Source organism: Trujillonella humicola (assembly GCF_046233715.1).
Lineage (GTDB): Bacteria > Actinomycetota > Actinomycetes > Mycobacteriales > Geodermatophilaceae > Trujillonella > Trujillonella humicola.
Genome location: NZ_JBJNRJ010000025.1, coordinates 13,982 through 37,771, shown reverse-complemented (window position 1 = coordinate 37,771; position 23,790 = coordinate 13,982). Strand labels below are relative to the sequence as shown.

Annotated in this window: 26 protein-coding genes and 1 riboswitch; of the genes, 19 read left to right on the top strand and 7 right to left on the bottom strand. The window is 76.7% G+C overall.

The genetic code is table 11. The annotated features are described in order from the left end of the window. Nucleotides 1–16 precede the first annotated feature (16 nt). Genes ACK586_RS14040 through ACK586_RS14030 form a run of 3 tightly spaced genes read right to left on the bottom strand, consistent with a single transcriptional unit; the run spans nucleotide 17 to nucleotide 1,811 of the window. Complete coding sequence (locus ACK586_RS14040; RefSeq protein WP_409331107.1) at nucleotides 17–1,066, bottom strand: AbrB family transcriptional regulator; 1,050 nt, start codon at nucleotides 1,064–1,066, stop codon at nucleotides 17–19. Next, nucleotides 1,063–1,368: a transcriptional regulator gene (locus tag ACK586_RS14035; RefSeq protein ID WP_409331106.1), complete on the bottom strand. Its 306-nt coding sequence runs from the start codon at nucleotides 1,366–1,368 to the stop codon at nucleotides 1,063–1,065. The genes ACK586_RS14040 and ACK586_RS14035 overlap by 4 nt, the downstream gene beginning before the upstream one ends. Then, on the bottom strand, nucleotides 1,365–1,811 hold the full coding sequence (locus ACK586_RS14030) for a hypothetical protein (RefSeq protein ID WP_409331105.1): 447 nt from the start codon (nucleotides 1,809–1,811) through the stop codon (nucleotides 1,365–1,367). The genes ACK586_RS14035 and ACK586_RS14030 overlap by 4 nt, the downstream gene beginning before the upstream one ends. A 65-nt stretch (nucleotides 1,812–1,876) precedes the next feature. Continuing rightward, nucleotides 1,877–2,064, top strand: a riboswitch (cobalamin riboswitch). A 50-nt stretch (nucleotides 2,065–2,114) separates the two neighbouring features. Here ACK586_RS14030 and ACK586_RS14025 point away from each other — a divergent pair. The 14 genes from ACK586_RS14025 (at nucleotide 2,115) to ACK586_RS13960 (ending at nucleotide 14,791) form a co-directional block, all read left to right on the top strand. Then, nucleotides 2,115–4,142 (top strand): putative cobaltochelatase, encoded by a 2,028-nt coding sequence (locus ACK586_RS14025; protein WP_409331104.1) that lies wholly within the window; start codon nucleotides 2,115–2,117, stop codon nucleotides 4,140–4,142. Between the two features lies 1 nt (nucleotide 4,143). Next, nucleotides 4,144–4,758 carry a cob(I)yrinic acid a,c-diamide adenosyltransferase gene (cobO, locus tag ACK586_RS14020; RefSeq protein ID WP_409331103.1) on the top strand — a complete coding sequence of 205 codons (615 nt, stop codon included), beginning with the start codon at nucleotides 4,144–4,146 and terminating at the stop codon, nucleotides 4,756–4,758. Between the two features lie 100 nt (nucleotides 4,759–4,858). Further along, nucleotides 4,859–6,280 carry a cobyrinic acid a,c-diamide synthase CobB gene (locus tag ACK586_RS14015; protein ID WP_409331102.1) on the top strand — a complete coding sequence of 474 codons (1,422 nt, stop codon included), beginning with the start codon at nucleotides 4,859–4,861 and terminating at the stop codon, nucleotides 6,278–6,280. After that, nucleotides 6,267–6,971: an energy-coupling factor ABC transporter permease gene (locus tag ACK586_RS14010; protein ID WP_409331101.1), complete on the top strand. Its 705-nt coding sequence runs from the start codon at nucleotides 6,267–6,269 to the stop codon at nucleotides 6,969–6,971. Before ACK586_RS14015 ends, ACK586_RS14010 begins: the two co-directional genes overlap by 14 nt. Then, nucleotides 6,968–7,270, top strand: coding sequence for an energy-coupling factor ABC transporter substrate-binding protein (locus ACK586_RS14005; protein WP_409331100.1), 303 nt, complete (start codon nucleotides 6,968–6,970; stop codon nucleotides 7,268–7,270). Before ACK586_RS14010 ends, ACK586_RS14005 begins: the two co-directional genes overlap by 4 nt. Next, nucleotides 7,267–8,001 (top strand): cobalt ECF transporter T component CbiQ, encoded by a 735-nt coding sequence (cbiQ, locus tag ACK586_RS14000; protein ID WP_409331099.1) that lies wholly within the window; start codon nucleotides 7,267–7,269, stop codon nucleotides 7,999–8,001. The genes ACK586_RS14005 and cbiQ overlap by 4 nt, the downstream gene beginning before the upstream one ends. 10 nt (nucleotides 8,002–8,011) lie before the next feature. After that, nucleotides 8,012–8,857: an energy-coupling factor ABC transporter ATP-binding protein gene (locus ACK586_RS13995; RefSeq protein WP_409331098.1), complete on the top strand. Its 846-nt coding sequence runs from the start codon at nucleotides 8,012–8,014 to the stop codon at nucleotides 8,855–8,857. Then, the gene (locus ACK586_RS13990) at nucleotides 8,854–9,228 is read left to right on the top strand and encodes a cobalamin biosynthesis protein (RefSeq protein ID WP_409331097.1); all 375 of its coding nucleotides are present in this window, start codon (nucleotides 8,854–8,856) and stop codon (nucleotides 9,226–9,228) included. Before ACK586_RS13995 ends, ACK586_RS13990 begins: the two co-directional genes overlap by 4 nt. Then, a complete protein-coding gene (gene cobC / locus ACK586_RS13985) occupies nucleotides 9,225–10,286 on the top strand; it encodes an Rv2231c family histidinol phosphate aminotransferase CobC (RefSeq protein ID WP_409331096.1) in 1,062 nt (353 codons plus the stop codon). Before ACK586_RS13990 ends, cobC begins: the two co-directional genes overlap by 4 nt. Beyond that, a complete protein-coding gene (cobT, locus tag ACK586_RS13980; RefSeq protein WP_409331134.1) occupies nucleotides 10,283–11,374 on the top strand; it encodes a nicotinate-nucleotide--dimethylbenzimidazole phosphoribosyltransferase in 1,092 nt (363 codons plus the stop codon). The genes cobC and cobT overlap by 4 nt, the downstream gene beginning before the upstream one ends. Beyond that, nucleotides 11,374–12,636, top strand: coding sequence for a uroporphyrinogen-III C-methyltransferase (gene cobA, locus ACK586_RS13975; protein WP_409331095.1), 1,263 nt, complete (start codon nucleotides 11,374–11,376; stop codon nucleotides 12,634–12,636). The genes cobT and cobA overlap by 1 nt, the downstream gene beginning before the upstream one ends. Nucleotides 12,637–12,705: 69 nt before the next feature. Continuing rightward, nucleotides 12,706–13,644, top strand: coding sequence for an ABC transporter ATP-binding protein (locus ACK586_RS13970; protein ID WP_409331094.1), 939 nt, complete (start codon nucleotides 12,706–12,708; stop codon nucleotides 13,642–13,644). Next, on the top strand, nucleotides 13,641–14,501 hold the full coding sequence (locus ACK586_RS13965) for an ABC transporter permease (protein WP_409331093.1): 861 nt from the start codon (nucleotides 13,641–13,643) through the stop codon (nucleotides 14,499–14,501). The genes ACK586_RS13970 and ACK586_RS13965 overlap by 4 nt, the downstream gene beginning before the upstream one ends. Then, nucleotides 14,498–14,791 (top strand): helix-turn-helix transcriptional regulator, encoded by a 294-nt coding sequence (locus tag ACK586_RS13960; protein WP_409331092.1) that lies wholly within the window; start codon nucleotides 14,498–14,500, stop codon nucleotides 14,789–14,791. The genes ACK586_RS13965 and ACK586_RS13960 overlap by 4 nt, the downstream gene beginning before the upstream one ends. Here the strand turns inward: ACK586_RS13960 and ygiD are convergent. Continuing rightward, nucleotides 14,788–15,639: a 4,5-DOPA-extradiol-dioxygenase gene (gene ygiD / locus ACK586_RS13955; RefSeq protein WP_409331091.1), complete on the bottom strand. Its 852-nt coding sequence runs from the start codon at nucleotides 15,637–15,639 to the stop codon at nucleotides 14,788–14,790. The genes ACK586_RS13960 and ygiD overlap by 4 nt on opposite strands. Before the next feature lie 32 nt (nucleotides 15,640–15,671). Then, nucleotides 15,672–16,169 (bottom strand): redox-sensitive transcriptional activator SoxR, encoded by a 498-nt coding sequence (gene soxR, locus ACK586_RS13950; RefSeq protein ID WP_409331133.1) that lies wholly within the window; start codon nucleotides 16,167–16,169, stop codon nucleotides 15,672–15,674. A 58-nt stretch (nucleotides 16,170–16,227) separates the two neighbouring features. Here soxR and ACK586_RS13945 point away from each other — a divergent pair, with 58 nt between their 5' ends. Beyond that, entirely contained in the window at nucleotides 16,228–16,917 is a 690-nt protein-coding gene (locus ACK586_RS13945) for an SDR family NAD(P)-dependent oxidoreductase (protein ID WP_409331090.1), read from the top strand. Then, on the top strand, nucleotides 16,914–17,942 hold the full coding sequence (locus ACK586_RS13940; RefSeq protein ID WP_409331089.1) for an S-adenosylmethionine:tRNA ribosyltransferase-isomerase: 1,029 nt from the start codon (nucleotides 16,914–16,916) through the stop codon (nucleotides 17,940–17,942). The genes ACK586_RS13945 and ACK586_RS13940 overlap by 4 nt, the downstream gene beginning before the upstream one ends. 77 nt (nucleotides 17,943–18,019) lie before the next feature. Here ACK586_RS13940 and ACK586_RS13935 read toward each other — a convergent pair whose 3' ends face one another. Continuing rightward, complete coding sequence (locus tag ACK586_RS13935) at nucleotides 18,020–18,730, bottom strand: (2Fe-2S)-binding protein (RefSeq protein WP_409331088.1); 711 nt, start codon at nucleotides 18,728–18,730, stop codon at nucleotides 18,020–18,022. Between the two features lie 110 nt (nucleotides 18,731–18,840). Between ACK586_RS13935 and acs the strand changes: the two genes are divergently transcribed. The 3 genes from acs to ACK586_RS13920 all read left to right on the top strand — a co-directional run bounded on the left by acs (nucleotide 18,841) and on the right by ACK586_RS13920 (nucleotide 22,383). Next, nucleotides 18,841–20,790, top strand: a complete 1,950-nt coding sequence (gene acs, locus ACK586_RS13930; protein WP_409331087.1) for an acetate--CoA ligase — start codon at nucleotides 18,841–18,843, stop codon at nucleotides 20,788–20,790. 145 nt (nucleotides 20,791–20,935) lie between these two features. Further along, nucleotides 20,936–21,442, top strand: a complete 507-nt coding sequence (locus tag ACK586_RS13925) for a phage holin family protein (protein WP_409331086.1) — start codon at nucleotides 20,936–20,938, stop codon at nucleotides 21,440–21,442. 14 nt (nucleotides 21,443–21,456) lie between these two features. Beyond that, nucleotides 21,457–22,383 (top strand): alpha/beta fold hydrolase, encoded by a 927-nt coding sequence (locus ACK586_RS13920; RefSeq protein ID WP_409331085.1) that lies wholly within the window; start codon nucleotides 21,457–21,459, stop codon nucleotides 22,381–22,383. Between the two features lie 220 nt (nucleotides 22,384–22,603). Here the strand turns inward: ACK586_RS13920 and ACK586_RS13915 are convergent, their stop codons facing one another. Next, entirely contained in the window at nucleotides 22,604–23,785 is a 1,182-nt protein-coding gene (locus tag ACK586_RS13915; protein WP_409331084.1) for a MarP family serine protease, read from the bottom strand. Nucleotides 23,786–23,790 lie beyond the last annotated feature (5 nt).

Genomic DNA, 23,790 nt, shown 5'->3' with positions numbered 1-23,790 from the left:
CCGCCGGGGCGGGGGCTCACCCGGGGCGCGGGCGCAGCCGGCGGGCGATCAGCGGCGCCGCGCCCAGCATCACGAACAGCCGCAGCACCTGGACGGCGAGCACGAACGTCGCGTCCGCACCGCTCCCGGTCGCCGTCGCCAGGACGGCGTAGAGCCCGCCGGGCGTCGTGGCGAGGTAGGCGTCGAGCTCGCCGGCACCGGTGGCCGCGGCCAGCACCGCACCCAGCCCGGCGCAGGCGACCACGAGGCCGACGATGACGGCCAGCGCCACCGGCAGCGCCCGGCCGATGGTGCGCAGCCCGGCCCGGTCCATGGTGACGCCGACGTTGAGGCCGATCACCACGAAGGCGGCCGCACCCACCGGCGCGGGCACCTCCGCTCCTCCGGACAGACCGGACAGGTCCAGCGCGGCGGCCACCACGAGCGGGCCGAGCAGCGCGGGCACCGGCACGTGCAGCAACCGGGCCAGGAGGAACCCGGCCACCGCGCAGCCGGCGGTGAACACCAGCCCGAGCGGCCAGCCGGGCCCCCCGCCGTCCGCCACGACGGGAGCCGCACCCGGGGAGGCGCCGTACGCCGCCGTCGCCACCACGGGCATCAGCGCGACGATGAGCAGGACGCGCAGGTACTGCAGGACGGCGACCATCCGGTCGTCGGCACCGAGGTCGCGGGCCATCGCGGTGATGCCGGAGGCGCCGCCGGCGATCATGGCGAAGGCGCCGGTCACCGGGCTGATCCCCGGCAGCAGCCGCAGCAGGAGGCCCGCGACCACGCTCAGCGCCAGCGTCCCGAGCACCACGAGCAGGACTGGCAGCCAGTCCTCCCCGAGCGCGGCGAGGGTGGCCGGGTCGACGAGCGAGCCGATCGAGACGCCGAGGGCGGCCTGCGCGGCCACGACGGCGGGCCGCGGGAGCGCCAGCCGCCGGCGGCCGGCCAGGCCACGGACCAGGCCCACGACCAGCCCACCGAACAACGCCGGCGACGGCAGGCCCAGCAACCCGAGGACGACGGCGGCACCCACCGCCGCCGCCGCCACGAGCAGGACGTCGGCGAGGCGGGCGCTCACCCCCCGGTGATGCGGCGCAGCTCGGCGACGTGCGCGCCGAAGGCCCGCCGGCCGGCCACCGTGAGCGACAGGCTGGTCCGCTGCCGGGAGGCGATCGTCGCCTTCGACACCCGCACGTAGCCGGCCTCCTCGAGCTGCCGGACGTGCTTGGAGAGGACGGAGTCGCTCACCCCCACCCGATCGCGCACGGCGGCGAACTCCATCGTGTCGACGGCCGCCAGCAGGCCGCAGATCTGCAGCCTGGGCGGCGGGTGGATGACCGGGTCGAAGCGCGGGACCGTCGCGGCGTGCGCGCCCGTCACAGCGACGTCCGCAGCTCGGCGGCGAGCCTGCGGCTCCAGACCCGGCCGAAGACGACGACGGCGACCCCCAGCACGGCGCCCGCGACCACCATGGCCCAGCGCTGGTCGTACCCCTCCGCCAGCACGAACGCCGCGACGAGGACGGGCACGGCCACCGCGCCCCACGCGGCCAGGGCGCCCCAGGTCACGGTCACCCAGATGCCGGTGATCCGCCGGTAGGCCGACACCAGGGCGCCGAGGCCGGCCGCGAAGACGACCAGCGCCGGGAAGGTGACCCACAGCGAGTCGAGGGCGTAGGAGGCCAGGAAGCCGAACAGCAGCAGGCCGAGCGCGAGGTCGTACCACCACGGCGCCCGGACCCGCTCGGCCAGCGCCACGCGGTCGGCCCGCAGCACCGCCAGCTGGGCGGCGGCGGTCTCGCGGTCGATCCCGTTGCTTTCCATGTCGGAAAGAGTGCCCCCTCGCTTTCCACTCCGTCAAGTCACGGCCTGCCTGTCGGCGCGCCGGGTCCCCGTGGTGAGATGACGGCGCCACAGCGACGGCAGTGGAGGAAGCCCGGTGCGACTCCGGCGCGGTCCCGCCACTGTGACCGGGGAGTCCGACCCCCTCGCGTGCCACTGCCCTCCGGGGCGGGAAGGCCGGGGCCGGGCGCTGATCCGGGAGCCAGGAGACTCCCGCCGTCGTCCCTGCCACCTCCGGGCGTGGACACCCGGGGAGAGGACCACTGCGATGCGGTTCCCCGCGTCATGACCTTCCCCTTCAGCGCCGTCGTCGGCATGGCCGACATGCGGCTTGCGCTGCTGCTCAACGCCGTCTCCCCCGCCGTCGGCGGGGTGCTCGTCCGCGGCGAGAAGGGCACGGCGAAGTCGACGGCGGTGCGCGCCCTCACCGCCGTGCTGCCGCCGGTCGGCGTCGTCGCCGGTTGCCGCTTCGCCTGCGACCCCGGCGCCCCCGACCCGGCCTGCCCCGACGGCCCGCACGACCCCGGCACCCCGGCGAGCACCCGCCCGGCCCGGCTCGTCGAGCTGCCGGTGGGGGCCTCGGAGGACCGCGTCGTCGGGTCCCTGGACCTCGAGCGTGCGCTGACCGAGGGGGTCAAGGCCTTCGAGCCCGGCCTGCTGGCCGCCGCCCACCGCGGCGTCCTCTACGTCGACGAGGTCAACCTCCTGCACGACCACCTGGTCGACCTGCTGCTCGACGCCGCGGCCATGGGCACCGCCTACGTCGAGCGCGAGGGCGTCTCCGTGCGGCACGCGGCGCGGTTCCTCCTGGTCGGCACCATGAACCCGGAGGAGGGCGAGCTCCGCCCCCAGCTGCTCGACCGGTTCGGGCTGACCGTCGAGGTCGCCGCCCCGCGCGATCCGGCCGAGCGCGCGGAGGTGGTCCGCCGTCGGTTCGCCGCCGACGCCGACCCGGCCGGCTTCGCCGACGCCTGGGCCGTCGACGAGGCGGACCTGGCCACCCGGATCGCCGACGCGCGGGCCCGCCTGCCGCACGTCGTCCTCGGGGACGACGCGCTGCGCCAGGTGACCTCGGTCTGCGCCGCCTTCGACGTCGACGGGTTGCGCGCCGATCTGGTCACCGCCCGCGCCGCGATCGCGCACGCCGCGTGGAGCGGCCGGGACGCCGTCACCGAGGACGACGTCCGGGTCGCCGCCCGCCTGGCCCTCCCGCACCGCCGGCGGCGCAACCCCTTCGACGCGCCCGGCCTCGACGAGGACACCCTGGACCGGGCGCTGTCCGACGCCCGCCCCGACGACCCCGATCCCGACCCGCAGGACCCGACCGACCCCGACCCCGATCCCGACGGCGACGGCGACGGCGACGGCGCCGGCCCGGAGGACCACCGAAGTGGCCACTCCGGCGGGGACGCCGGCCCGGAGGACCACCGAAGTGGCCACTCCGGCGGGGACGGCGGCGGGGACTCCGCTCCGGCGCCCGAGCGGGCCGCGGTCGAGGCGGCCGACCCGTTCCGCACCCGCCGGCTCGAGGTGCCCGGCATCGGCGCGGGCGCGGCCGGCCGGCGGTCGCGGGCACGGTCCGAGCGCGGCCGGGTCGTCGGCTCGGTCCGGCCGGCCGGGGCTGTCAGCCGGCTGCACCTGGTCGACACGGTGCTCGCCGCCGCCCCGCACCAGGCCGCCCGCGGTCGCAGCGGCCCGGGCCTGCGCCTGGCCCGGGAGGACCTGCGCCAGGCCACGCTCGAGGGCCGCGAGGGCAACCTCGTGCTCTTCGTCGTCGACGCCAGCGGCTCGATGGGGTCGCGGGCCCGCATGGGCGCGGTCAAGGGCGCCGTCCTCTCGCTGCTGCTGGACGCCTACCAGCGGCGCGACAAGGTCGGGCTGGTCACCTTCCGCGGCGGGGACGCCGAGCTCGCCCTGCCGCCCACCTGGTCGGTCGAGGCCGCCGCCGCCCGGCTGCGCGACCTGCCCACCGGTGGCCGCACCCCGCTGGCCGCCGGGCTGCTGCGCGCGCACGAGGTGCTGCGGGTCGAGCGGGTGCGCGAGCCGCAGCGCCGTCCGCTGCTCGTCGTCGTCACCGACGGGCGGGCGACCGCCGCCCGCGGGACCGACGCCCTCGGGCAGGCCGCCCGGGCGGCGCAGCTGCTCGCCGCGACCGGGACGGCGAGCGTCGTCGTCGACTGCGAGGCCGGGCCGGTCCGGCTCGGGCTCGCCGCGCGGCTCGGCGTCCACCTCGGCGCGCAGACCCTGCGGCTGGAGGAGCTGGCCGCCGACACCCTGGCCGGCACCGTCCGCGCCGTGCGAGAGGCGGCCTGACGTGCCCCAGGGAAAGGTCGCCGTCACGCCGGACGACGGGCTGACGACCCGGCAGCGCCGCAACCGGCCGCTGCTGGTCGTGCACACCGGCGTGATGAAGGGCAAGTCCACCGCCGCGTTCGGCATGGCCATGCGGGCGTGGAACCAGGGCTGGCCGGTCGCGGTCTACCAGTTCGTCAAGAGCGCCAAGTGGCGCGTGGGCGAGGAGAACGCGCTCACCGCGCTGGGCAGGCTGCACGAGCAGACCGGCGAGGGCGGGCCGGTGGTCTGGCACAAGATGGGCAGCGGCTGGAGCTGGTCGCGGCGGCAGGGCACCGACGTCGACCACGCCGCCGATGCCGCCGAGGGCTGGGCGCAGATCAAGCGCGACCTCGCCGCCGAGGCGCACCGTTTCTACGTGCTCGACGAGTTCACCTACCCGCTCAAGTGGGGCTGGGTGGACGTCGACGACGTGGTGCAGACGCTCACGGACCGCCCCGGCACCCAGCACGTCGTCATCACCGGCCGCGACGCGCCCCCCGCGCTGGTCGAGGCCGCCGACCTGGTCGTCGAGATGACCAAGGTCAAGCACCCGATGGACGCCGGCCAGAAGGGCCAGCGGGGGATCGAGTGGTGAGCGCGCCGGGCTCCCTCGGCCGCGATCATCGGCGGGTGGCTGGACCCGCCGGCGTGTCGGACGACCACCTGACGATGATCAACAGGGGGAGGACGCCGTGGTGAGCGGGGCGGGCCGGGTCCCCAGACTCGTGGTCGCGGCCCCCACCAGCGGTGCGGGCAAGACGTCGGTCACGACCGGGCTGGTCGCGGCGCTGACCGCGCGCGGGCTGACGGTGAGCCCGCACAAGGTCGGTCCCGACTACATCGACCCCGGCTACGCGGGCCTGGCCGCCGGGCGCCCGGGCCGCAACCTCGACCCGTGGCTGGCCGGCGAGGAGCGGATCGCCCCGCTGTTCCTGCACGGCTCGCGCGGGGCGGACGTCGCCGTGGTCGAGGGCGTCATGGGGCTGTTCGACGGCGCCAGCCACCCGCACGTGCCCGCGGGCTTCGGCTCCACCGCGCAGGTCGCCGGGCTGCTGCGGGCGCCGGTGGTGCTCGTCGTCGACGCGAGCGCCCAGGCCCAGAGCGTGGCGGCGCTGGTGCACGGCTTCGCGACCTTCGACCCCACGGTGCGGCTGGGCGGCGTCGTGCTCAACCGGGTGGGCAGCCCCCGGCACGAGGCCATCCTGCGCGAGGCGCTCGACGCCGCCGGGGTCCCCGTCCTGGGTGCGGTCCCGCGGACCGACGCCGCCGGCACCCCGTCGCGGCACCTCGGCCTGGTGCCCGCCGCCGAGCGGGCGGCCGAGGCGCTGGCCACGGTCCGCCGGCTCGGCGAGGTCGTCGCGGCCGGGGTCGACCTGGACGCCGTGCTCGCCCTGGCCCGGACGGCGCCGGAGCTCACCGCCGTCCCCTGGGACCCGGCCACCGAGGTGGAGCGGGTGCCCGGCCGGCCGCGGATCGCGGTGGCCGGTGGCCCGGCCTTCACGTTCGGCTACGCGGAGAACGCCGAGCTGCTCGCCGCGGCCGGCGCCGAGGTGGTGACCGTCGACCCGCTGCGGGACGAGGCGCTGCCCGAGGGCACCGCCGGCCTCGTCGTCGGTGGTGGGTTCCCCGAAGTCTACGCCGCGGAGCTGTCGGCCAACGCCGCACTGCGCGCCGAGGTCTCCGCGCTCGCCGCCCGCGGCGGACCGGTGGCCGCCGAGTGCGCCGGCCTGCTCTACCTGGCCCGTGAGCTCGACGGGCACCCGATGTGCGGCGTGCTGGACGCGGTCACGGCGATGGCGCCGCGGCTGACCCTGGGCTACCGCGCGGCCGTCGCCCCGGCCGACTCCGTGCTGGCCCCCGCCGGCACCCGGGTGCGCGGCCACGAGTTCCACCGGACCACCGCGACCCCCGGCGCCGGCGCGACCCCTGCCTGGCAGTGGTCGGGGCCGGACGGCGCCACCGCCGAGGGCTTCGCGACCGGGTCCGTGCACGCGTCCTACCTGCACCTGCACTGGGCCGGCAGCCCGCAGCTCGCCGCCCGTTTCGTCGCCTCCTGCGCGGCCGCCTCCCGGACCGCACGCGCGATCGACCGATCGGAGCACCATGCACATCGCTGAGGGGTTCCTCCCCGCGCCGCACGCCATCGCCTGGACGATCGCCGCGGCACCCTTCGTCGTCCACGGTGCCCGCGCCGTCGTCAAGGAGGTGCGCGAGAACCCCGAGTCGACCCTGCTGCTCGGCGCGGCCGGGGCGTTCACCCTGGTGCTGAGCGCGATCAAGCTGCCCTCGGTCACCGGCAGCTCGAGCCACCCGACCGGCACCGGCGTGGGCGCGATCCTCTTCCGGCCACCGGTCATGGCGCTGCTGGGCACGGTCGTGCTGCTGTTCCAGGCCCTGCTGCTCGCGCACGGCGGGCTGACCACGCTCGGCGCGAACGCCGTCGCCTTCGCCGTCGTCGGCCCGTGGGCGGGGTACGGCGCCTACCGGGCCACCCGCGCCGCGGGCGCCGGCCTGCTGCCGGCGGTGTTCGTCGGCGTCGCCCTCGCCGACCTGGCGACCTACCTGACGACGTCGCTGCAGCTGGCGCTGGCGTTCCCCGACGCCACCAGCGGCTTCGTCGGCGCACTGGCGAAGTTCCTCGGCGTCTTCGCGCTCACCCAGATCCCGCTGGCCATCGGCGAGGGGCTGCTCGGCGTCCTGCTGTTCCGCGTGCTGACCCGCAACGCCCGCCCCGAGCTCGAGCGGCTCGGCGTGCTGCGCCCCGCTCCGCCGGCCACCACCGCCACCACGACCGGGAGCCCCGCGTGAAGCGCTCCACCTGGGTCAACGCCCTCATCGTCGTCGCCGTCGTCGCGATCTTCGCGATCCCGCTGGTGATCGACCCCGGCGCCGAGTACGGCGGGGCCGACGGCCAGGTCACCGAGGAACTCGAGGCCGAGGGCTACGAGCCCTGGTTCGAGTCCTTCTTCAGCCCCGCGGGCGAGACCGAGTCGGGCTTGTTCGCCCTGCAGGCCGGCCTCGGTGGCGGGGTGCTGGGCTACGTGCTCGGGCGGCTCCGCGGCCGCCGCTCCCCGGTCCCGACCCAGGAACCCACCGGCACACCGTGACCGGCCTGGCCGTCGACGACGCCGCCTGGGCCAGCGCGTGGCGCCGCCGCTCTCCCGGCGACAAGCTGCTCCTCTGCGTCGGCCTGGTCGTCTGCGCGCTCGTGCTGCCGGCCTGGCCGGGCAGCGTGCTGGTGGCCGCCGTCGCCGTCGTCCTGGCGCTGGGCCCGGCCCGGGTGCCGGCCGCCACCTTCGCGCGCGCGGTGCGCTGGCCGCTGGCGTTCGTCGCCGTCGGCGCGCTCACCGCGGTGGTCTCCCTCGACGGCGGGCTCGGCTGGGCGCCCGATGCCGCCACCCGCGCCGGCTCGCTGGTCGGGCACGCGCTCGCCGGCGGCGCGGCGATGATGCTGCTGGCCACCACCACACCGATGGCCGACCTGCTCCCCGCGCTGCAGCGGCTGCGGGTGCCGGCGGCCGTGGTGGAGGTGGCGGGGGTGGTCTACCGCCTGCTGTTCGTGCTGCTGGAGAGCCTGCACACCATCCGGGAGGCGCAGACCGCGCGCATGGGCCACTCGACGTGGCGGCGGTCGTGGCGCTCGTCGGGGCTGCTGGCGGCCGCGGTGCTGACCCGGTCCTGGGACCGCGCCCGCCGCATGCAGGAGGGTCTGGCCGGCCGCGGGCTGGAGAGCGGCCTGCGGGTGCTGCCGGATGTGCTGCCGTCGTCCCGCGCGTTCGTGGTCTGCTCGGTGCTCGGCCTCGCCGGCATCGTGTCGGCCTCGCTGGCGGTCGCATGAGGTCGCACCGATGAGTCACCGGTCCCTGGCCGCCGACGGGCTGGTCGTCGGCTACGAGCGCGGCCGCCGGGTGCTCGACGGCGCGTCGCTGACCGTGCCCGCCGGACGCCGCCTGGCCCTGCTCGGCGCCAACGGCTCGGGCAAGACGACGTTGCTGCGCTGCCTGTCCGGCGCGCTGGAGCCCTCCGCCGGCACGGTCCGCCTGGACGGCCACGAGCTGCGGCACACCCGCCGCGGGCTGCGGGCCCACCGCCAGGAGGTGCAGCTGGTCCTGCAGGACCCCGACGACCAGCTGTTCAGCGCGTCGGTCGCCCAGGACGTCTCGTTCGGGCCGCTCAACCTCGGGCTCGACGAGGACGCCGTCCGCGCGCGGGTCGCCGAGGCGCTGGCGCTGCTCGCCGTCGACGGCCTCGCCGCCCGTCCGACCCACCAGCTCTCCTACGGCGAGCGCAAGCGGGTGGCCATCGCCGGCGCCGTGGCGATGCGCCCGTGCGTGCTGCTGCTGGACGAGCCGACCGCCGGCCTCGACCCCTCCGCCGTCGCCGAGGCCCTCGCGGCGCTGGCCCGGCTGCAGGCCACGGGGACCACGGTGGTCATGAGCACCCACGACGTCGACCTCGCGCTGCGCTGGGCCGACGAGGTCGCCGTCGTGGTGGACCGGCGGGTGGTGCAGGGCGACCCGGCGACCGTGCTCGGCGACGGCGGCCTGCTGGCCCGCGCCCGGCTCGACCGCCCGTGGGCGCTCACCGTCGGCGCGCGGCTGCAGGAGCTCGGGCTGCTCCCCGGCGGGGCCCTCCCCCGCGACGTCGCCGGGCTGCTCGCCGCGCTCCCCGACCGGCCGGGCGTGGTCACGTGACCGAGCCCGAGAGCCGCCGCCGCCGACCCTGCCGGGTCGGTATCGGCGCGCGCCCCGGCGTCAGCGCCGAGGAGGTGCTCGCCGCGGTCGACGCGGTGCTGCCGCCCGGCGCGTCGGACGTGCGGCTGGCCACCCTCGACGTGCGGGCCGCCGAGCCGGGGATCGCCGCGGCCGCGGCCGCCCGCGGCTGGCCGCTGACCGGTCACCCGGCCGCGGAGCTGGCCCGCGTGCCGGTCGAGACCGTCTCGGCACGGGTCGCCGCGGCGGTCGGGACGCCGTCGGTCGCGGAGGCGGCGGCGCTGCTCGGGGGCGGCCGGCTGCTCGTGGGCCGCACGGTGCTCGGCCGGGTCACGGTGGCGGTGGCCTCGTGACCCTGGACTTCCACGGGGACGCCGAGCTCGCCCCGGGGCTCGTCGACCTGGCGGTCAACGTCCGCTCCGGCACCCCGCCGGCCTGGCTGCGCGAGGTGCTGCACCGCGCGCTGGACGACGCCGCGGCCTATCCCGACGCCGGCCCCGCCCGTGCCGCCGTCGCCGCCGCGCACGGCCGCCCGCCGGAGGAGGTGCTGCCGGCCGCGGGGGCCGCCGAGGTGTTCGTGCTGGCCGCCCGGGCGCTCGCGCCGCGCCGCGCCGTCGTCGTCCACCCGTCGTTCACCGAACCGGAGGCCGCCCTGCGGGCCGCCGGGCACCCGGTGGAGCGGCTGGTCCTCGACGCGCCGGGCTACCGGCTCGACCCGGCCGCTGTTCCCGCCGACGCCGATCTGGTCGTGCTGGGCAACCCGACCAACCCCACCTCGGTGCTGCACCCGGCGGACGACGTCGCCGCGCTGGCCCGTCCCGGCCGGGTGCTGGTGGTCGACGAGGCGTTCGCCGACACGGTTCCCGGCGAGCCCGGGTCGCTGGCGGGCCGGCGGGACCTGCCCGGGCTGCTGGTCGTCCGCAGCCTGACCAAGACCTGGGGGCTGGCCGGCCTGCGGGTCGGCTACGCGCTGGGCCCGGCCGGCCTGGTCGCCGCGCTGGCCGCCGCACAGCCGCACTGGCCGGTCTCCACCCCCGCCCTGGCCGCGCTGGCCGCGTGCACCACGCCGGCCGCCCGCGCCGAGGCCCGCGCCGCCGCCGTCGAGCTGGCCGCGCACCGGGAGGTGCTGCTGGCCGCCCTGCCGGCCGGCGCCCGGGTGGTCGCCGCGCCCCGCTCGTCGTTCGTGCTGCTGCACGTCCCCGACGGCCCGCGGGTGCGCGCGCAGCTGCGGGACCGCGGCTGGGCGGTCCGCCGCGGCGACACCTTCCCCGGCCTGGACGCCGACCACCTGCGGGTCGCCGTCCGCGACCCGGGGACCTCCCGTGCGTTCGCGGGAGACCTCGCTGCGATCCTGGGTGTCCCGTCCCCGCCGTCGCGGACCGCACCCCCTGTCCCGGAGGAGATCCGCTGACCACCGACCCGACCCCGTTCCCCGGCACGCTGCTGGGCGAGACGATCGCCGCCGTCTCCCCGCGGGACGCCGCCGCCGAGCGCGCCGCCCGCGAGCGGCTGGACCGCATGACCAAGCCGCCGGGCTCGCTGGGGGTGCTCGAGGACGTCGCCGCGCAGCTGGCCGGGATCGCCGGGGCGTGCCCCGCGCCGCTGCCCGCGCCGGCCGGGGTCGCGGTCTTCGCCGCCGACCACGGCGTGCACGCCCAGGGCGTCACGCCGTGGCCGCAGGAGGTGACCGCGCAGATGGTCGCCAACTTCCTGGCCGGCGGCGCGGTGGTCAACGCCTTCGCCGCGCAGCTCGGTGCCGACGTCGTGGTGGTGGACGTCGGGGTGGCCACGCCGCTGGAGCCCGCCGACGGGCTGGTCGCCCGCAAGGTCCGCCCCGGTACCGCCGACCTCGCCGTCGGCCCGGCCATGACCCTCGACGAGGCCCGCCGCGCGGTGGAGACCGGCATCCACGTCGCCACCGTGATGGCCGCCGAGCACGCCTGCCTGGTGACCGGCGACATGGGCATCGCCAACACCACCGCGTCCGCGGCGCTGGTCTGCGCGTTCACCGGCGCGCCCGCGGTTACGGCGACCGGCCGGGGCACCGGTGTCGACGACCCGACCCTGGCCCGCAAGGTCGCCGTCGTCGAGCGCGCGGTCGGCCGGCTCCCCGGGCGCCCGGCGACGCCGGAGCAGGCGCTGGCCGCCCTCGCCGAGGTGGGCGGGCTGGAGCACGCCGCGATCGCCGGCTTCGTCCTGGGCGCCGCCGCCGCGCGGGTCCCGGTGCTCCTCGACGGCGTCATCGCCGGCTCGGCCGCCCTCGTCGCCGCCGCCCTCTGCCCGACGGCGCTGCAGTACGCGCTGGCCGGGCACAGCTCCGCCGAGCCGGGGCACGCGCTCGCCCTGCAGGCCCTGGACCTGCGGCCGCTGCTGGGCCTGGACCTGCGGCTGGGCGAGGGCACCGGCGCGCTGCTGGCGCTGCCGCTGGTGGCCTCCGCCGCGCGGGCGCTGCAGGACGTGGCGACCTTCGACTCCGCCGGCGTGACCGAGAAGCACTGATGCCCGAGACCCCCGTCCACCCGAGCACCGGTGTGGTCTACCCGGTCGGCCTGCGGCTGCTCGGTCGCCGCGTCGTCGTCGTCGGCGGCGGCCAGGTCGCCCACCGGCGGGTGGCCGGGCTGCTGGCCGCCCGCGCCGACGTCGTCCTGGTCAGCCCGGAGGTCACCCCGGCGCTGGAGGCGCTGGTCGCCCCCGGCCAGGTCACCTGGCTCCCGCGCCGGTACGAGCGGGGCGACCTCGCCGGTGCCTGGTACGCGGTGGCCGCCACCGACGACCGCGAGGTGAACGCCGCGGTGGCCGCCGAGGCCGAGGCGGCGCGCATCTTCTGCGCGCGCGCCGACGACCGGGCCGCCTCCAGCGTGTGGACCCCCGCCGTGGGCCGGCACGGCGATCTGGTGATCGGCGTGCACGGGGGCGGCGACCCGCAGCGGGCCGTCGGCGTCCGGGACGCCGTCCTCGCCGGCCTGTCCGACGGGAGCCTCCGCGACACGGCACGGCGGGCCACCGACGGGCAGCCCGCCGGCACCGTCGTCCTCGTCGGCGGGGGCCCCGGGGACCCCGAGCTCATCACCGTCCGCGGCCGCAACGCCGTGGCCCAGGCCGACGTCGTGGTCGCCGACCACCTCGCGCCGCAGTCGCTGCTGGCCTCGCTGCCACCCGACGTCGAGGTGATCGACGCCGCCAAGCTCCCCCGCGGCCGGTACATGGCCCAGGAGCAGATCAACGAGCTGCTCGTCGAGCGGGCCCTGGCCGGCAAGCGGGTGGTGCGGCTGAAGGGCGGCGACCCGTTCGTCTTCGGCCGCGGCATGGAGGAGGTCGAGGCCTGCGTCGCCGCGGGGGTGCCGGTCGAGGTCGTGCCGGGCGTGACGTCGGCGATCGGCGTCCCGGCGCTGGCCGGGATCCCGGTCACCCACCGCGGGCTCACCCACGAGTTCGTCGTCGTCTCCGGGCACGTGCCGCCGGGCCACCCGGCCTCCCTGGTCGACTGGGCGGCGCTGGGCCGGCTGCGCGGCACGCTCGTCGTGCTCATGGGCGTGGACACCGCCCCGCAGATCGCCGCCACCCTCGTGGAGCACGGCCGGGCGCCCGGCACCCCGGTCGCCGTCGTCGCCGACGGCTCGACGCCGGGCCAGCGGGTCGTGCGGACCACCCTGGCCGGGCTGGCGGGCACGCTGGCCGAGGAGGGGATCCGGCCGCCGGCGGTGTGGGTCGTGGGCGAGGTCGTCGCCCTCGGCGCCGGGACGGCGACGTCCTCCGCCTGAGGTAGTGGTGCTGCCGATGTAGCAGTCCTACTATCGACGGCATCGCACCGGCGACCCGCGGAGGTCCGCATGACGCTGCCTGCCCAGCCGTCCCCCGGCGCCGTGATCGAGGTCCAGGACCTGCGGATGACCTACGGCGCCCACGAGGTCCTGACCGGCGTCGACTTCCGGGTGCTGCCCGGCGAGGTGGTCTGCCTCCTGGGCCCGAACGGCGCGGGCAAGACGACCACGGTCGAGATCCTCGAGGGCTTCCGCCTGCCCTCGGCCGGCCGCGTCCGGGTGCTCGGCGAGGAACCGGCGAGCGCCGGCGACGCCTGGCGGGCACGCGTCGGCGTCGTCCTCCAGTCCTGGCGCGACCACGCACGGTGGACGCCGCGCCGCCTGCTCACCCAGCTCGGCGGCTACTACGCGCCCTACGCCACCGCGCAGCACCCGCGGCCGTGGCCGGTGGACGACCTGCTCGCGGTCGTCGGCCTCACCGAGCACGCCGACCGCAAGGTCGTCACGCTGTCCGGCGGCCAGCGACGGCGGCTGGACGTCGCCGTCGGCATCATCGGCCGCCCGGAGCTGCTCTTCCTCGACGAGCCGACCGCGGGCTTCGACCCGCAGGCACGCCGCGACTTCCACGACCTGGTGCACCGGCTGGCCGACCTGGAGGGCACCACGATCCTGCTGACCACGCACGACCTCGACGAGGCCGAGAAGCTCGCCGACCGCATCCTCATCCTCACCGGCGGGCGGATCGTCGCCGACGGCAGCGCCGACGAGCTGGCCCGCCGGGTGGCGGGCACGGCCGAGGTGCGCTGGGCGTGCGACGGCCAGCGGTTCGTCCACGCCAGCGACGACGCCACGGCGTTCGTGCGCCGGCTGTTCGAGCAGCACGGGGACGCGGTCTCCGACCTCGAGGTACGCCGGGCCAGCCTCGAGGACACCTACCTGGCGATGGTCCAGACGTTCGAGTCCGGCGACCGCACGGCCGCCCCGGCGCTGGCGGAGGTGACCCGGTGAACGCGACGCGGCACGCGATCGGACTGGGGGTGCGGCGGGGCTGGACGGAGTTCCTGCTCAGCGTCCGCAGCCCGCAGGACCAGGGCTTCTACCTGTTCATGGGCGGCGGCACGCTGCTCTACCTGTGGTTCAACCGGGACGGCGAGATCACCGCCGCGGGCGAGACCGTCCCGCTGGTGGCCTACACGCTGCCCGGCGTCCTGGCCGCGCTGCTGGCCTTCGGCGTGATCATCGGCCCGGCGTACGCGCTGGCGATGGAGCGCGAGGACGGCACCCTGCTGCGGCACAAGGCGCTGCCGCACGGCATGCCGGGCTACGTGACCGGGCAGCTGCTGTACCACTCGCTCGGGCTGCTGCCCATGCTGCTGGTCGTCCTCGTGCCGAGCTTCCTGCTCTTCGACGGCGTCATGGACCGGGGCGCGCAGGGGTGGCTCACCGTGCTGTGGGTGATCGTCCTCGGCCTGCTCGCCACGCTGCCGATCGGCATGGTCATCGGCTCCCTGGTGCCGAGCGTGCAGAAGGTCGGCACGTGGGGGATGCTGCCGATCCTCCTGCTCACCGCGATCTCCGGGATCTTCGTCCCGATCCAGGCGATGTGGGGCTGGGTGCAGGCGGTCGCCCAGGTGTTCCCGACCTACTGGATCGGCATCGGCATGCGCTCGGCCTTCCTGCCCGACAGCGCCGCCGTCGTCGAGCTCACCGGCACCTGGCGCACGCTGCCGACCGTGCTGGTGCTGCTGGCCTGGGCGGTCGCCGGCCTGCTGGTCACCCCGGCGGTCCTGCGGCGGATGGCCCGGCGCCAGTCCGGCTCGCAGGTGCAGTCGGCGCGGGAGGCGGCGCTGCAGTGGGTCCGGTGAGTTCCGACCGTGGCGGCGACGCGGTGTTCAACCGGATCGCGCTGCTGCGCGCCGAGCAGGGCGTGAGCCGGCGGGACCTGGCCGAGGCGCTCGGCGTCCACTACCAGACCGTCGGCTACCTGGAGCGCGGCGAGTACAACCCGAGCCTGCACCTCGCGCTGCGGATCGCGGAGTTCTTCCGGCTGCCGGTGGAGGTCGTCTTCTCCACCCGCCCCTTCCCGCGGATCAGCGACGCCACGCGGCCGGCGACGGCCGACCCGACGGGCGACCCGACGGCCGCGGCGGGCTAGATGTTGGCACCGTCGGCCGGCGGGTCCTCCGGCAGCGGCGCTGCGAAACCGCTCCCTCCGGTCTCGGGCACGCGGGCACCGACGGTGTAGGAGGTCATCGACAGCGAGCCGTACGCGTAGCCGTCGACGAGCACCTCCGCCGCCGTCCCGGTGGCCGCGGCCATGCCCGCCAGGTAGAGCAGCGGCAGGAAGTGGTCGGGTGTCGGGACGGCGAGGTCGAAGTCGCGGTGCCCGTCGAGCCGGCCGACCGCGGACGGGTCGTCGAGCATCAGTTCGCGCGCGGCCTCGTCGAAGCGCCGCGCCCAGTCGAAGCCGGCGTCGGGCAGCGCCCGGCTGACCCCGCCGAGGTTGTGCACGACGTTGCCGCTGGCCACCACGAGGACGCCGTCCTCCCGCAGCGGGGCGAGGTCGGCACCGAGCTGCAGGTGGTAGCCGGCGGGCTTCAGCGCGTTGATCGACAGCTGCACGACCGGGACGTCGGCGTCGGGGAACACGTGCCGCAGCACCGACCAGGCGCCGTGGTCGATGCCCCAGCTGTCCAGGTCGGCGCCCACCCAGGTCGGCTTCACCACGTCGGCGACCTGCTCGTACAGCTCGGGGAGGCCGGGCGCGGGGTACTCCACGTCGAACAGCTCCGGCGGGAAGCCGAAGAAGTCGTGGATGGTGCGCGGCCGCGGCATCGCGGTCACCGCCGTGGCGTGCACGTACCAGTGGGCCGAGACCACCAGCACCGCGCGCGGCCGCGGCACCGAGCGGCCGAACGCCCGCCAGGCCTCGGTGTACCGGTTGCGTTCCAGGGCGTTCATCGGGTTGCCGTGCCCGATGAAGGCGGCGGGCATCGGTGTCATGGCGCCTCCCCTGCTGCGTCGACGCCCCGGTCCTACCCCGGACCCCCCGGCATCCGCACGTCGCCGCGGGCGCGGCCGCTGTTCGAGGCCGGCGGCACGCGACGCAGCGCCGGGGACAGCCAGCGCGCCCCCGTGCCGTACGCGGCGGCGGCGTCGCCGGGGTTGGACAGCGCGCACCGGGACAGCGACAGGCAGCCGCAGCCGATGCAGGCGGTCAGCCCGTCCCGCAGCTGGGTCAGCGCGGCGATCTGCTCGTCCAGCCGTGCCCGCCAGCCCTGCGACAACCGCGCCCAGTCCCGCGCCGTCGGCGTCCGCCCGTCGGGGAGGGTGGCCAGTGCCGCGCGGATCTCCGGCAGGGACAGGCCCACGTTCTGCGCCGCGCGGACGAACGCCAGCCGGCGCAGCACCGAGCGCGGGAAGCGGCGGGCACCGCCGGACGTCCGCTCGCAGCTGACCAGCCCCTCGGCCTCGTAGTAGCGCAGCGCCGAGACGGCCACCCCCGACCGGGCCGCGACCTCGCCGATGGACATGAGTTCCACGTCGGCATCCTCTTGACCTCGAGTGGACTTGAGGCAAGACCGTACCGCCATGGAGATCCGCACCGCACTCGTCACCGGCGCCTCCCGCGGCCTGGGCCGCGCGCTGGCCGCCGCCCTGGCCGACCGCGGCTGGCGCCTCGTCGTCGACGGCCGCGACGCCGCCCGGCTCGCCGCCGTCGTCGCCGCCCTGCCGCGTCCCGGCCGGGTCACCGCCGTCCCCGGGGACGTCGCCGATCCGGCGCACCGGGCCGCGCTCGCGGCCGCGGCCGGCGACCGGCTCGACGTCCTGGTCAACAACGCCGGCGCCCTCGGCCCCGTCCCGCTCCCCCACCTCGCCGACCTGGCCCCCGACGACCTGCGGCAGCTGTTCGAGGTCAACGCGGTGGCGCCGCTGGCCCTGGTGCAGGCGGTGCTGCCCGCGCTGCGCGCCGCCGGCGGCGCGGTGCTCGACGTGAGCAGCGACGCCGCCGTCGAGGCCTACCCCGGCTGGGGCGGTTACGGCGCGAGCAAGGCCGCGCTCGACCGGCTCACCGCCGTCCTGGCGGCCGAGGAGCCGGGTCTGCGGGTCTACGCGGTCGACCCCGGCGACATGGCCACCGACATGCACCGCGCCGCGGCGCCCGAGGACGAGGGACTGCCGGCTCCGGAGACGGTGGTGCCGGCGCTGCTGCGGCTGCTGGAGGACGACGCCCCCTCCGGCCGGTACCGCGCCGCGGATCTGCCGGCGGTGGCCCGGTGACCGCCGCGTTCACCCTGCCGCCCGGCAGCGAGGCGACGGCGCCACCGGAGCGCCGCGGCCTGCCCCGCGACGGCGTGCGGCTGATGGCCGTCCGGCCCGGCGGCCCCACCCACCACGTCTTCCGCGACCTGCCCGACCTGCTGGCCCCGGGCGACCTGCTCGTGGTGAACACCTCGGCGACGCTGCCCGCCCGGCTCGACGTCCGGCGGCGGGACGGCGTGGTGGCGCCGCTGCACGTCTCCACCACCCTGGACGACGGCGACTGGGTGGTGGAGCTGCGCCGACCCGGCAACGACGGCCCGGACCTCGGCGCGGAGCCCGGCAGCACCGTGGACCTGCCCGGCGGGGGCGTGCTGCGGCTGCTCGCGGGCCACCCGCACCCCGACCGCGGCTCCCGGCTGTGGCGGGCCCTGCCCGAGCCGCCGGTCCCCGCCCGCACCGTGCTCGCCGCGCACGGCCGGCCGGTCACCTACGGATACCTGCGCGCCCCCGTCCGGCTGGCCGACGCGCAGAACGTCTACGCCACCGAGCCCGGCAGCGCGGAGAACGCCAGCGCCGGCCGGCCGTTCACCGACCGGCTGCTGGTGCGGCTGGTGGCCCGCGGGGTGCCGGTCGTGCCGGTCGTGCTGCACGCGGGGGTGTCCAGCCCGGAGCTGCACGAGCCCCCGGCGCCGGAGCGCTTCGCGGTCCCGGAGGTCACCGCCCGGTCGGTCACCGCCACCCGCGCGGCCGGCGGTCGGGTGGTCGCCGTCGGCACCACCGTGACCCGGGCGCTGGAGTCGGCGACGGGGCCGGACGGCGTCGTCCGCCCGGCCACCGGCTGGACCGACCTGGTGCTGGGCCCCGACCGGCCGGCCCGGGCGGTGACCGGCCTGGTCACCGGGCTGCACGCGCCGGAGGCCTCGCACCTGCGGCTGCTCGAGGCGGTGGCCGGCGCGGAGCTCGTCGCGCGGGGCTACGCGGCCGCGGTCGCCGGGCGCTACCTGTGGCACGAGTACGGCGACTCCATGCTCTTCCTGCCATGAGGTGGAGTGGGGGCGGCGCCCCCCCCCCCCCCGCCCCCCCCCCCCCCCCCCCCCCCCCCCCCCCCCCCCCCCTCCGCTCAGATGCGGTCGGCGGCGTCCTCGAGGAGCACCTGGCGCTCGAACGGGGTGCGGCGCGGGCACGAGGTGCAGGTCGCCTCGTGCGGCAACCGGTACAGCAGGCAGCAGGAGGCCCGCCGGGTGAAGCGCACCCCCCGCGGGCCGACGTCGACGTAGCGCGGCGGCGGCAGCGGCGCCCCCACCGCCGCCGCCAGCGGCCCGGCCAGGGCGGTGACCGCGCCGACGTCGCCCAGCGCCCGCCCCAGCGCCAGCAGCCGGTTGGCGATCGAGTCGGTGGCCACCGCCCACAGCGGCGCCGGCCGCACCCCACCGGCCTCCGCCACCGCGCCGACGACCGCGCCCAGCGTCTCCCGCAGGTCCGCGGCGACGTCCCCGCCGCGGCCGGCCGACACCGCCGCCACCGGGGTGCCGCCGGCCAGGAGCGTCACCGAGAGGTCGGGCAGCCGCACCGACAGCGGGACGCCGGTGGCCAGCCCGGCCAGCGGCGGCGTCACGAGGACGGCCGACAGCGAGTACCACCACACGGTGGCCAGGACCCGGCGGTCGTCGCTGCGGTACCGGACCCCGAGCTCGGCGAGGCGCTCCGCCGTCCACCCCGGGTCGGCCAGCAGCAGACCGGGCACGGCGGTGCCCACCGGCGGGGCCACCAGGCCGAGCGCCCCCGCACCCGGCACCCGGGCGGCCACCGCCGCCTGCCCGCCGTCCGTCACACCCACAGTCTGACCGGCGGCGTTGCAGCACCGCTGCAGCGGGGAGACGCCGCACCTCCCGGAGCCATACGGTGTGCCCCGGAGCACGCGCCGCCGAGAGGGAGGGATCGATGAGCGAGTCGACCGAGGTGGAGGGCCGCCGCTTCGCGGTGCCCGAGCAGCTGGCCGCCCGGGCCAACGTGGGCCCGGACGCCTACGCCGAGGCCGAGCGCGACCGGCTGGCGTTCTGGGCCACCCAGGCCCGCCGGCTGACGTGGGCGCAGGAGTGGGACGAGGTGCTCGACTGGAGCAACCCGCCCTTCGCGAAGTGGTTCGTCGGCGGGAAGCTGAACGTCGCCTACAACTGCCTGGACCGGCACGTCGAGGCCGGCCACGGCGACCAGGTCGCCTACCACTGGGAGGGCGAGCCCGGCGACACCCGGACCCTCACCTACGCCGACCTCACCCGCGAGGTCTGCAAGGCGGCCAACGCCCTGACCGAGCTGGGCGTGACCGCCGGTGACCGGGTCGCCATCTACATGCCGATGATCCCCGAGACCATCGTCGCGATGCTCGCCTGCGCCCGCATCGGCGCCGTCCACATGGTGGTCTTCGGCGGCTTCTCCGCCGACGCGCTGGCCAGCCGGCTGGACGACGCCGGCGCCGTCCTGGTGATCACCGCCGACGGCGGCTACCGCCGCGGTGCGCCCAGCGCCCTCAAGCCCGCGGTGGACGACGCCGTCGGCCGCAGCCCCGCGGTGCGCAACGTGCTCGTCGTCCGCCGCACCGAGTCCGACGTCGACTGGACCGAGGGCCGCGACCTGTGGTGGCACGACGTCGTCGACCGGCAGTCCGACCAGCACGAACCGGAGGCGTTCGACGCCGAGCACCCGCTCTACATCATGTACACGTCGGGGACGACGGCGAAGCCGAAGGGCATCCTGCACACCTCCGGCGGCTACCTCACCCAGGTCGCCTACACGCACTGGGCCACCTTCGACCTGAAGCCCGACACCGACGTGTACTGGACGGCGGCCGACGTCGGCTGGGTGACCGGCCACAGCTACATCGTCTACGGGCCGCTGGCCAACCGGGCCACCAGCGTGATGTACGAGGGGACGCCGGAGACGCCGCACCGCGGCCGCTGGTTCGAGCTCGTCGAGAAGTACCGCGTCTCGATCCTCTACACCGCGCCGACGGTCATCCGGACGTTCATGAAGTGGGGCGAGGACATCCCGGCCGGCTTCGACCTCACCTCGCTGCGGCTGCTCGGCTCGGTCGGCGAGCCGATCAACCCCGAGGCGTGGCTCTGGTACCACGAGCACATCGGCGGCGGTCGCTGCCCGATCGTGGACACGTGGTGGCAGACCGAGACCGGCGCGCACATGATCACCCCGCTGCCCGGCGTGACCGCGCTGAAGCCCGGCTCGGCGCAGACGCCGTTCCCCGGCATCAGCGCGAAGGTCGTCGACGACGAGGGCAACGAGCTCGGCGACGACTCCACCGGACTGCTCGTGCTCACCGCCCCGTGGCCGTCGATGCTGCGCACCATCTGGGGCGACGACGACCGCTACGTCGACACCTACTGGTCGCGGTTCGGCACGGAGGTCTACTTCGCCGGGGACGGCGCCAAGAAGGACGCCGACGGCGACATCTGGCTGCTCGGCCGGGTGGACGACGTCATGAACGTCTCCGGCCACCGCATCTCCACGACCGAGGTGGAGTCCTCGCTGGTGGGCCACCCCGCGGTCGCCGAGGCCGCCGTCGTCGGGGCCAGCGACCCGACCACCGGGCAGGGCATCGTGGCCTTCGTGATCCTCCGCGAGAGCGGCACGGACTCCGGGGACGACCTCGTGCAGACGCTGCGCAACCACGTCGGCCGCGACATCGGCCCCATCGCCAAGCCCCGCCAGATCATGGTCGTGCAGGAGCTGCCCAAGACCCGCTCCGGCAAGATCATGCGGCGGCTGCTGCGGGACGTGGCGGAGAACCGGGAGCTTGGCGACGTCACGACGCTGACGGACTCCTCGGTCATGAACCTCATCAAGGAGAAGCTCCCCGCGTCGTCCTCGGAAGACTGAGTGGAGTGCGGGAGTGCAGGAAACCTGCGCTCCCGCACTCCGGTCGGGGGACACCGGGACGCGCGGCCGGCGGGCATCCGGCACGATCACCGCAGAGAGACCGCGGTGGCCGGCCGGCCGCCGCCCGACCGAGGAGGAGCCCCTCGTGGCCCACAGCGCATCCACGACCCCGTCCGGCGGCCGGCCCGCCGGCGCCGAGGAGCCCTCGATCGGCACCCTCGTGCAGAGCGCGATGGCCGACGTCTCCACGCTGATCCGCAGCGAGATCGAGCTGGCCAAGGCCGAGATGGGCAAGTCGGCGAAGAAGGCCGGCATCGGCGCCGGGGCGTTCGGTGCCGCGGCCGTCGTCGCGGGCTTCTCGTTCTTCTTCCTCTTCATCGCCGTCGCCGAGGCGCTCACCGCGCTGGGCCTCCCGCGGTGGGTCTCCTACCTGATCGTGTGGGTGGCACTGCTGGTCGTCGCGGCGATCGCCGCCCTGCTGGGCCGGCGCTTCATCAAGAAGATCGAGAAGCCGGAGCGGACGATCGAGTCGCTCAAGGAGCTGCCGGACGTGATGCACCGGGAGGCCCCGGGCCGACGCCGCCGCGACCTGCCGGTCGTCGGCCCAGGCGGGCAGGTCACGCGCCGCGACCCCGACACCTACCTGGTCTGACGCGCGCGGCGAACGTGAGCCCTCCCGGCGAGGAGCTGCCCGACGCCACCAGCGTCCTGCTCCCGGGCCCGTGGTCGCACCGGGACCTCTCGGCCAACGGCGTGCGCCTGCACGTGGCCGAGGCCGGCAGCGGCCCCCTCGTGGTGCTCCTGCACGGCTTCCCGCAGTTCTGGTGGACCTGGCGCGCGCAGCTGCCCGCCCTCGCCGAGGCCGGCCTGCACGCCGTCGCCCCCGACCTGCGCGGCTACGGCGCCAGCGACAAGCCGCCCCGCGGCTACGACCTGCCCACGGCGGCCGACGACGTCGCCGCGCTGGTCCGCGCACTGGGCGAGCGGGACGCGGTGCTGGTCGGCCACGACTGGGGCGCGCTGGTCGCCTGGACGGTGGCCGCCCTGCACCCGCGCAGCGTCCGCCGCCTCGTCGTCCTCTCCATGGCGCACCCGCGGCGGCTGCGGGCCGGCATGGCCGACCCCGCGCAGCGACGCGTGTTCCGGTACTTCCTCGGCGCCCAGCTGCCGCGGCTGCCCGAGCGGCGGCTCACCCGGGCCGACGACGACCCGGTGGCCGACCTGATGCGCCGCTGGTCCGGGCCGGGCTGGACGCACACCACCGACTTCGCCGAGGCGGTCGACCGGTACCGCTCCGCGGCCCGCATCCCGCAGGCGGCCTACGGCTCGATGGAGTACTTCCGGTGGGCCGGCCGCTCCCAGCTGCGCCCCGACGGGCTGCGCTTCGCCCGCAGGATGTCCGCGCCGATCACCGCACCCACGCTGCAGCTGCACGGCGACGCCGACGCCTGCGTGCTGCCCGCCACCGTGGCCGGCTCGGGCCGGTACGTGGCCGGCGCCTACGAGCTGCGGGAGCTGCCCGGGATCGGCCACTTCCCGCAGGAGGAGGCGCCCGCCGGCGTCACCGAGGCCCTCCTCTCCTGGGCCACCTGACGCACGCAGCTCCGCTGGGGACCCGACCGGCTGCGCCGGGCCGTCGAGCACCTCCCGGGGCGGCCGCCGGGCTGTCACACCCCTGGGGCGGCCTCCGGCCGAACGACATCGAATGCGCTCCGCGGATTCGTCTCCAGCACCCGACCGGCTCCGCCGGGCTGTCACACCCCTGGGGCGGCCTCCGGCCGAACGACATCGAATGCGCTCCGCGGATTCGATGTCATTCGCACGGCCCGGTGTCGACGGCGGCGGTGGCCGTCCGGCCGACCTGCGCGGCCTGGGCGACCTGCTGGGCGGTCAGCGCGTAGCCCGTCGTCGGATCGGTGATCGCCGAGGCGAAGACCACCCCGAGCACCTGCCCGGTGCCGTCGAACAGCGGCCCGCCGGAGTTACCGGCCCGCACCTCGCCGAAGAGCGCGTAGACGTCGCGCCGGACCGTCCGCTCGTCGCGGAAGTCCGGCCCGCTGATCTCCCCGCGGTCGCGGACCCGCGCCGGCCCGACGAACAGCCCGCCGCCTCCGGGGTAGCCCATGATGATGGCGTCGGCGCCGAAGTCCACGGGATCGGCGGCGAAGGTCAGCGGCAGCTGCGGCAGACCCGGCACGGCGAGGACGGCGACGTCGACCGCCGGATCCACGAACACCGGGACCGCCTCGTACTGCTCGCCCTCGGCGGTGACCACCGGCTCGCCCACCCCGGCCAGCACGTGTGCATTGGTCATCACCCGCTCGGGCGCGTAGACGAAGCCGGAGCCGTCGATCTGCCGGGAGCAGGAGCCGGCCACGCCGCGGATCTGCACGACCGACCCCTGCACGCTCGCCACCACCGGGCTGTCCCGCAGCGCGGGGTCCGGTGCCGGCACGTCGCGCACCTCGGTGGGGGTCAGGGGGTCGAGGACGTCGGGCAGCCCGCGCCGCTCGATCGCCTGCCGCAGCTGGTCGTAGACCGTCCGCACGCCGTCGGGGACGCTCGCGTCGACCGCCTTGACCAGCGCCGACTGCCGTACCTGGCTGGCCACCTCGGGGAACGGGGCGGTGGCCAGCGGGGTGGCCACCATCCAGGCCACGAGCAGCACGGCGACGGCCGACAGCGCGGCGCCGGCGACGGAGTCGACCACCTTGGCCGGCTCCCAGGTCACCCGGCTGCGCACCGCCCGGCCGATCGCCCCGGCCAGGAGCTGCCCGAGCAGCGCGCCGGCCAGGACGACGACCAGCGCGGCGAACACCCGGGCCAGCGGGGAGGCGTCGACGCTGTCCGCGACGGCCCCGGACAGCTGCGCGCCGACGACCGCGCCGCCGAAGAACCCGAGGAAGGACGCGGCCGAGACCAGCAACCCCTGACGGAAGCCGGAGAAGGCGAAGGCCAGCGCGAGGACGATGATCACGAGGTCGACGAGGGACACGGCCT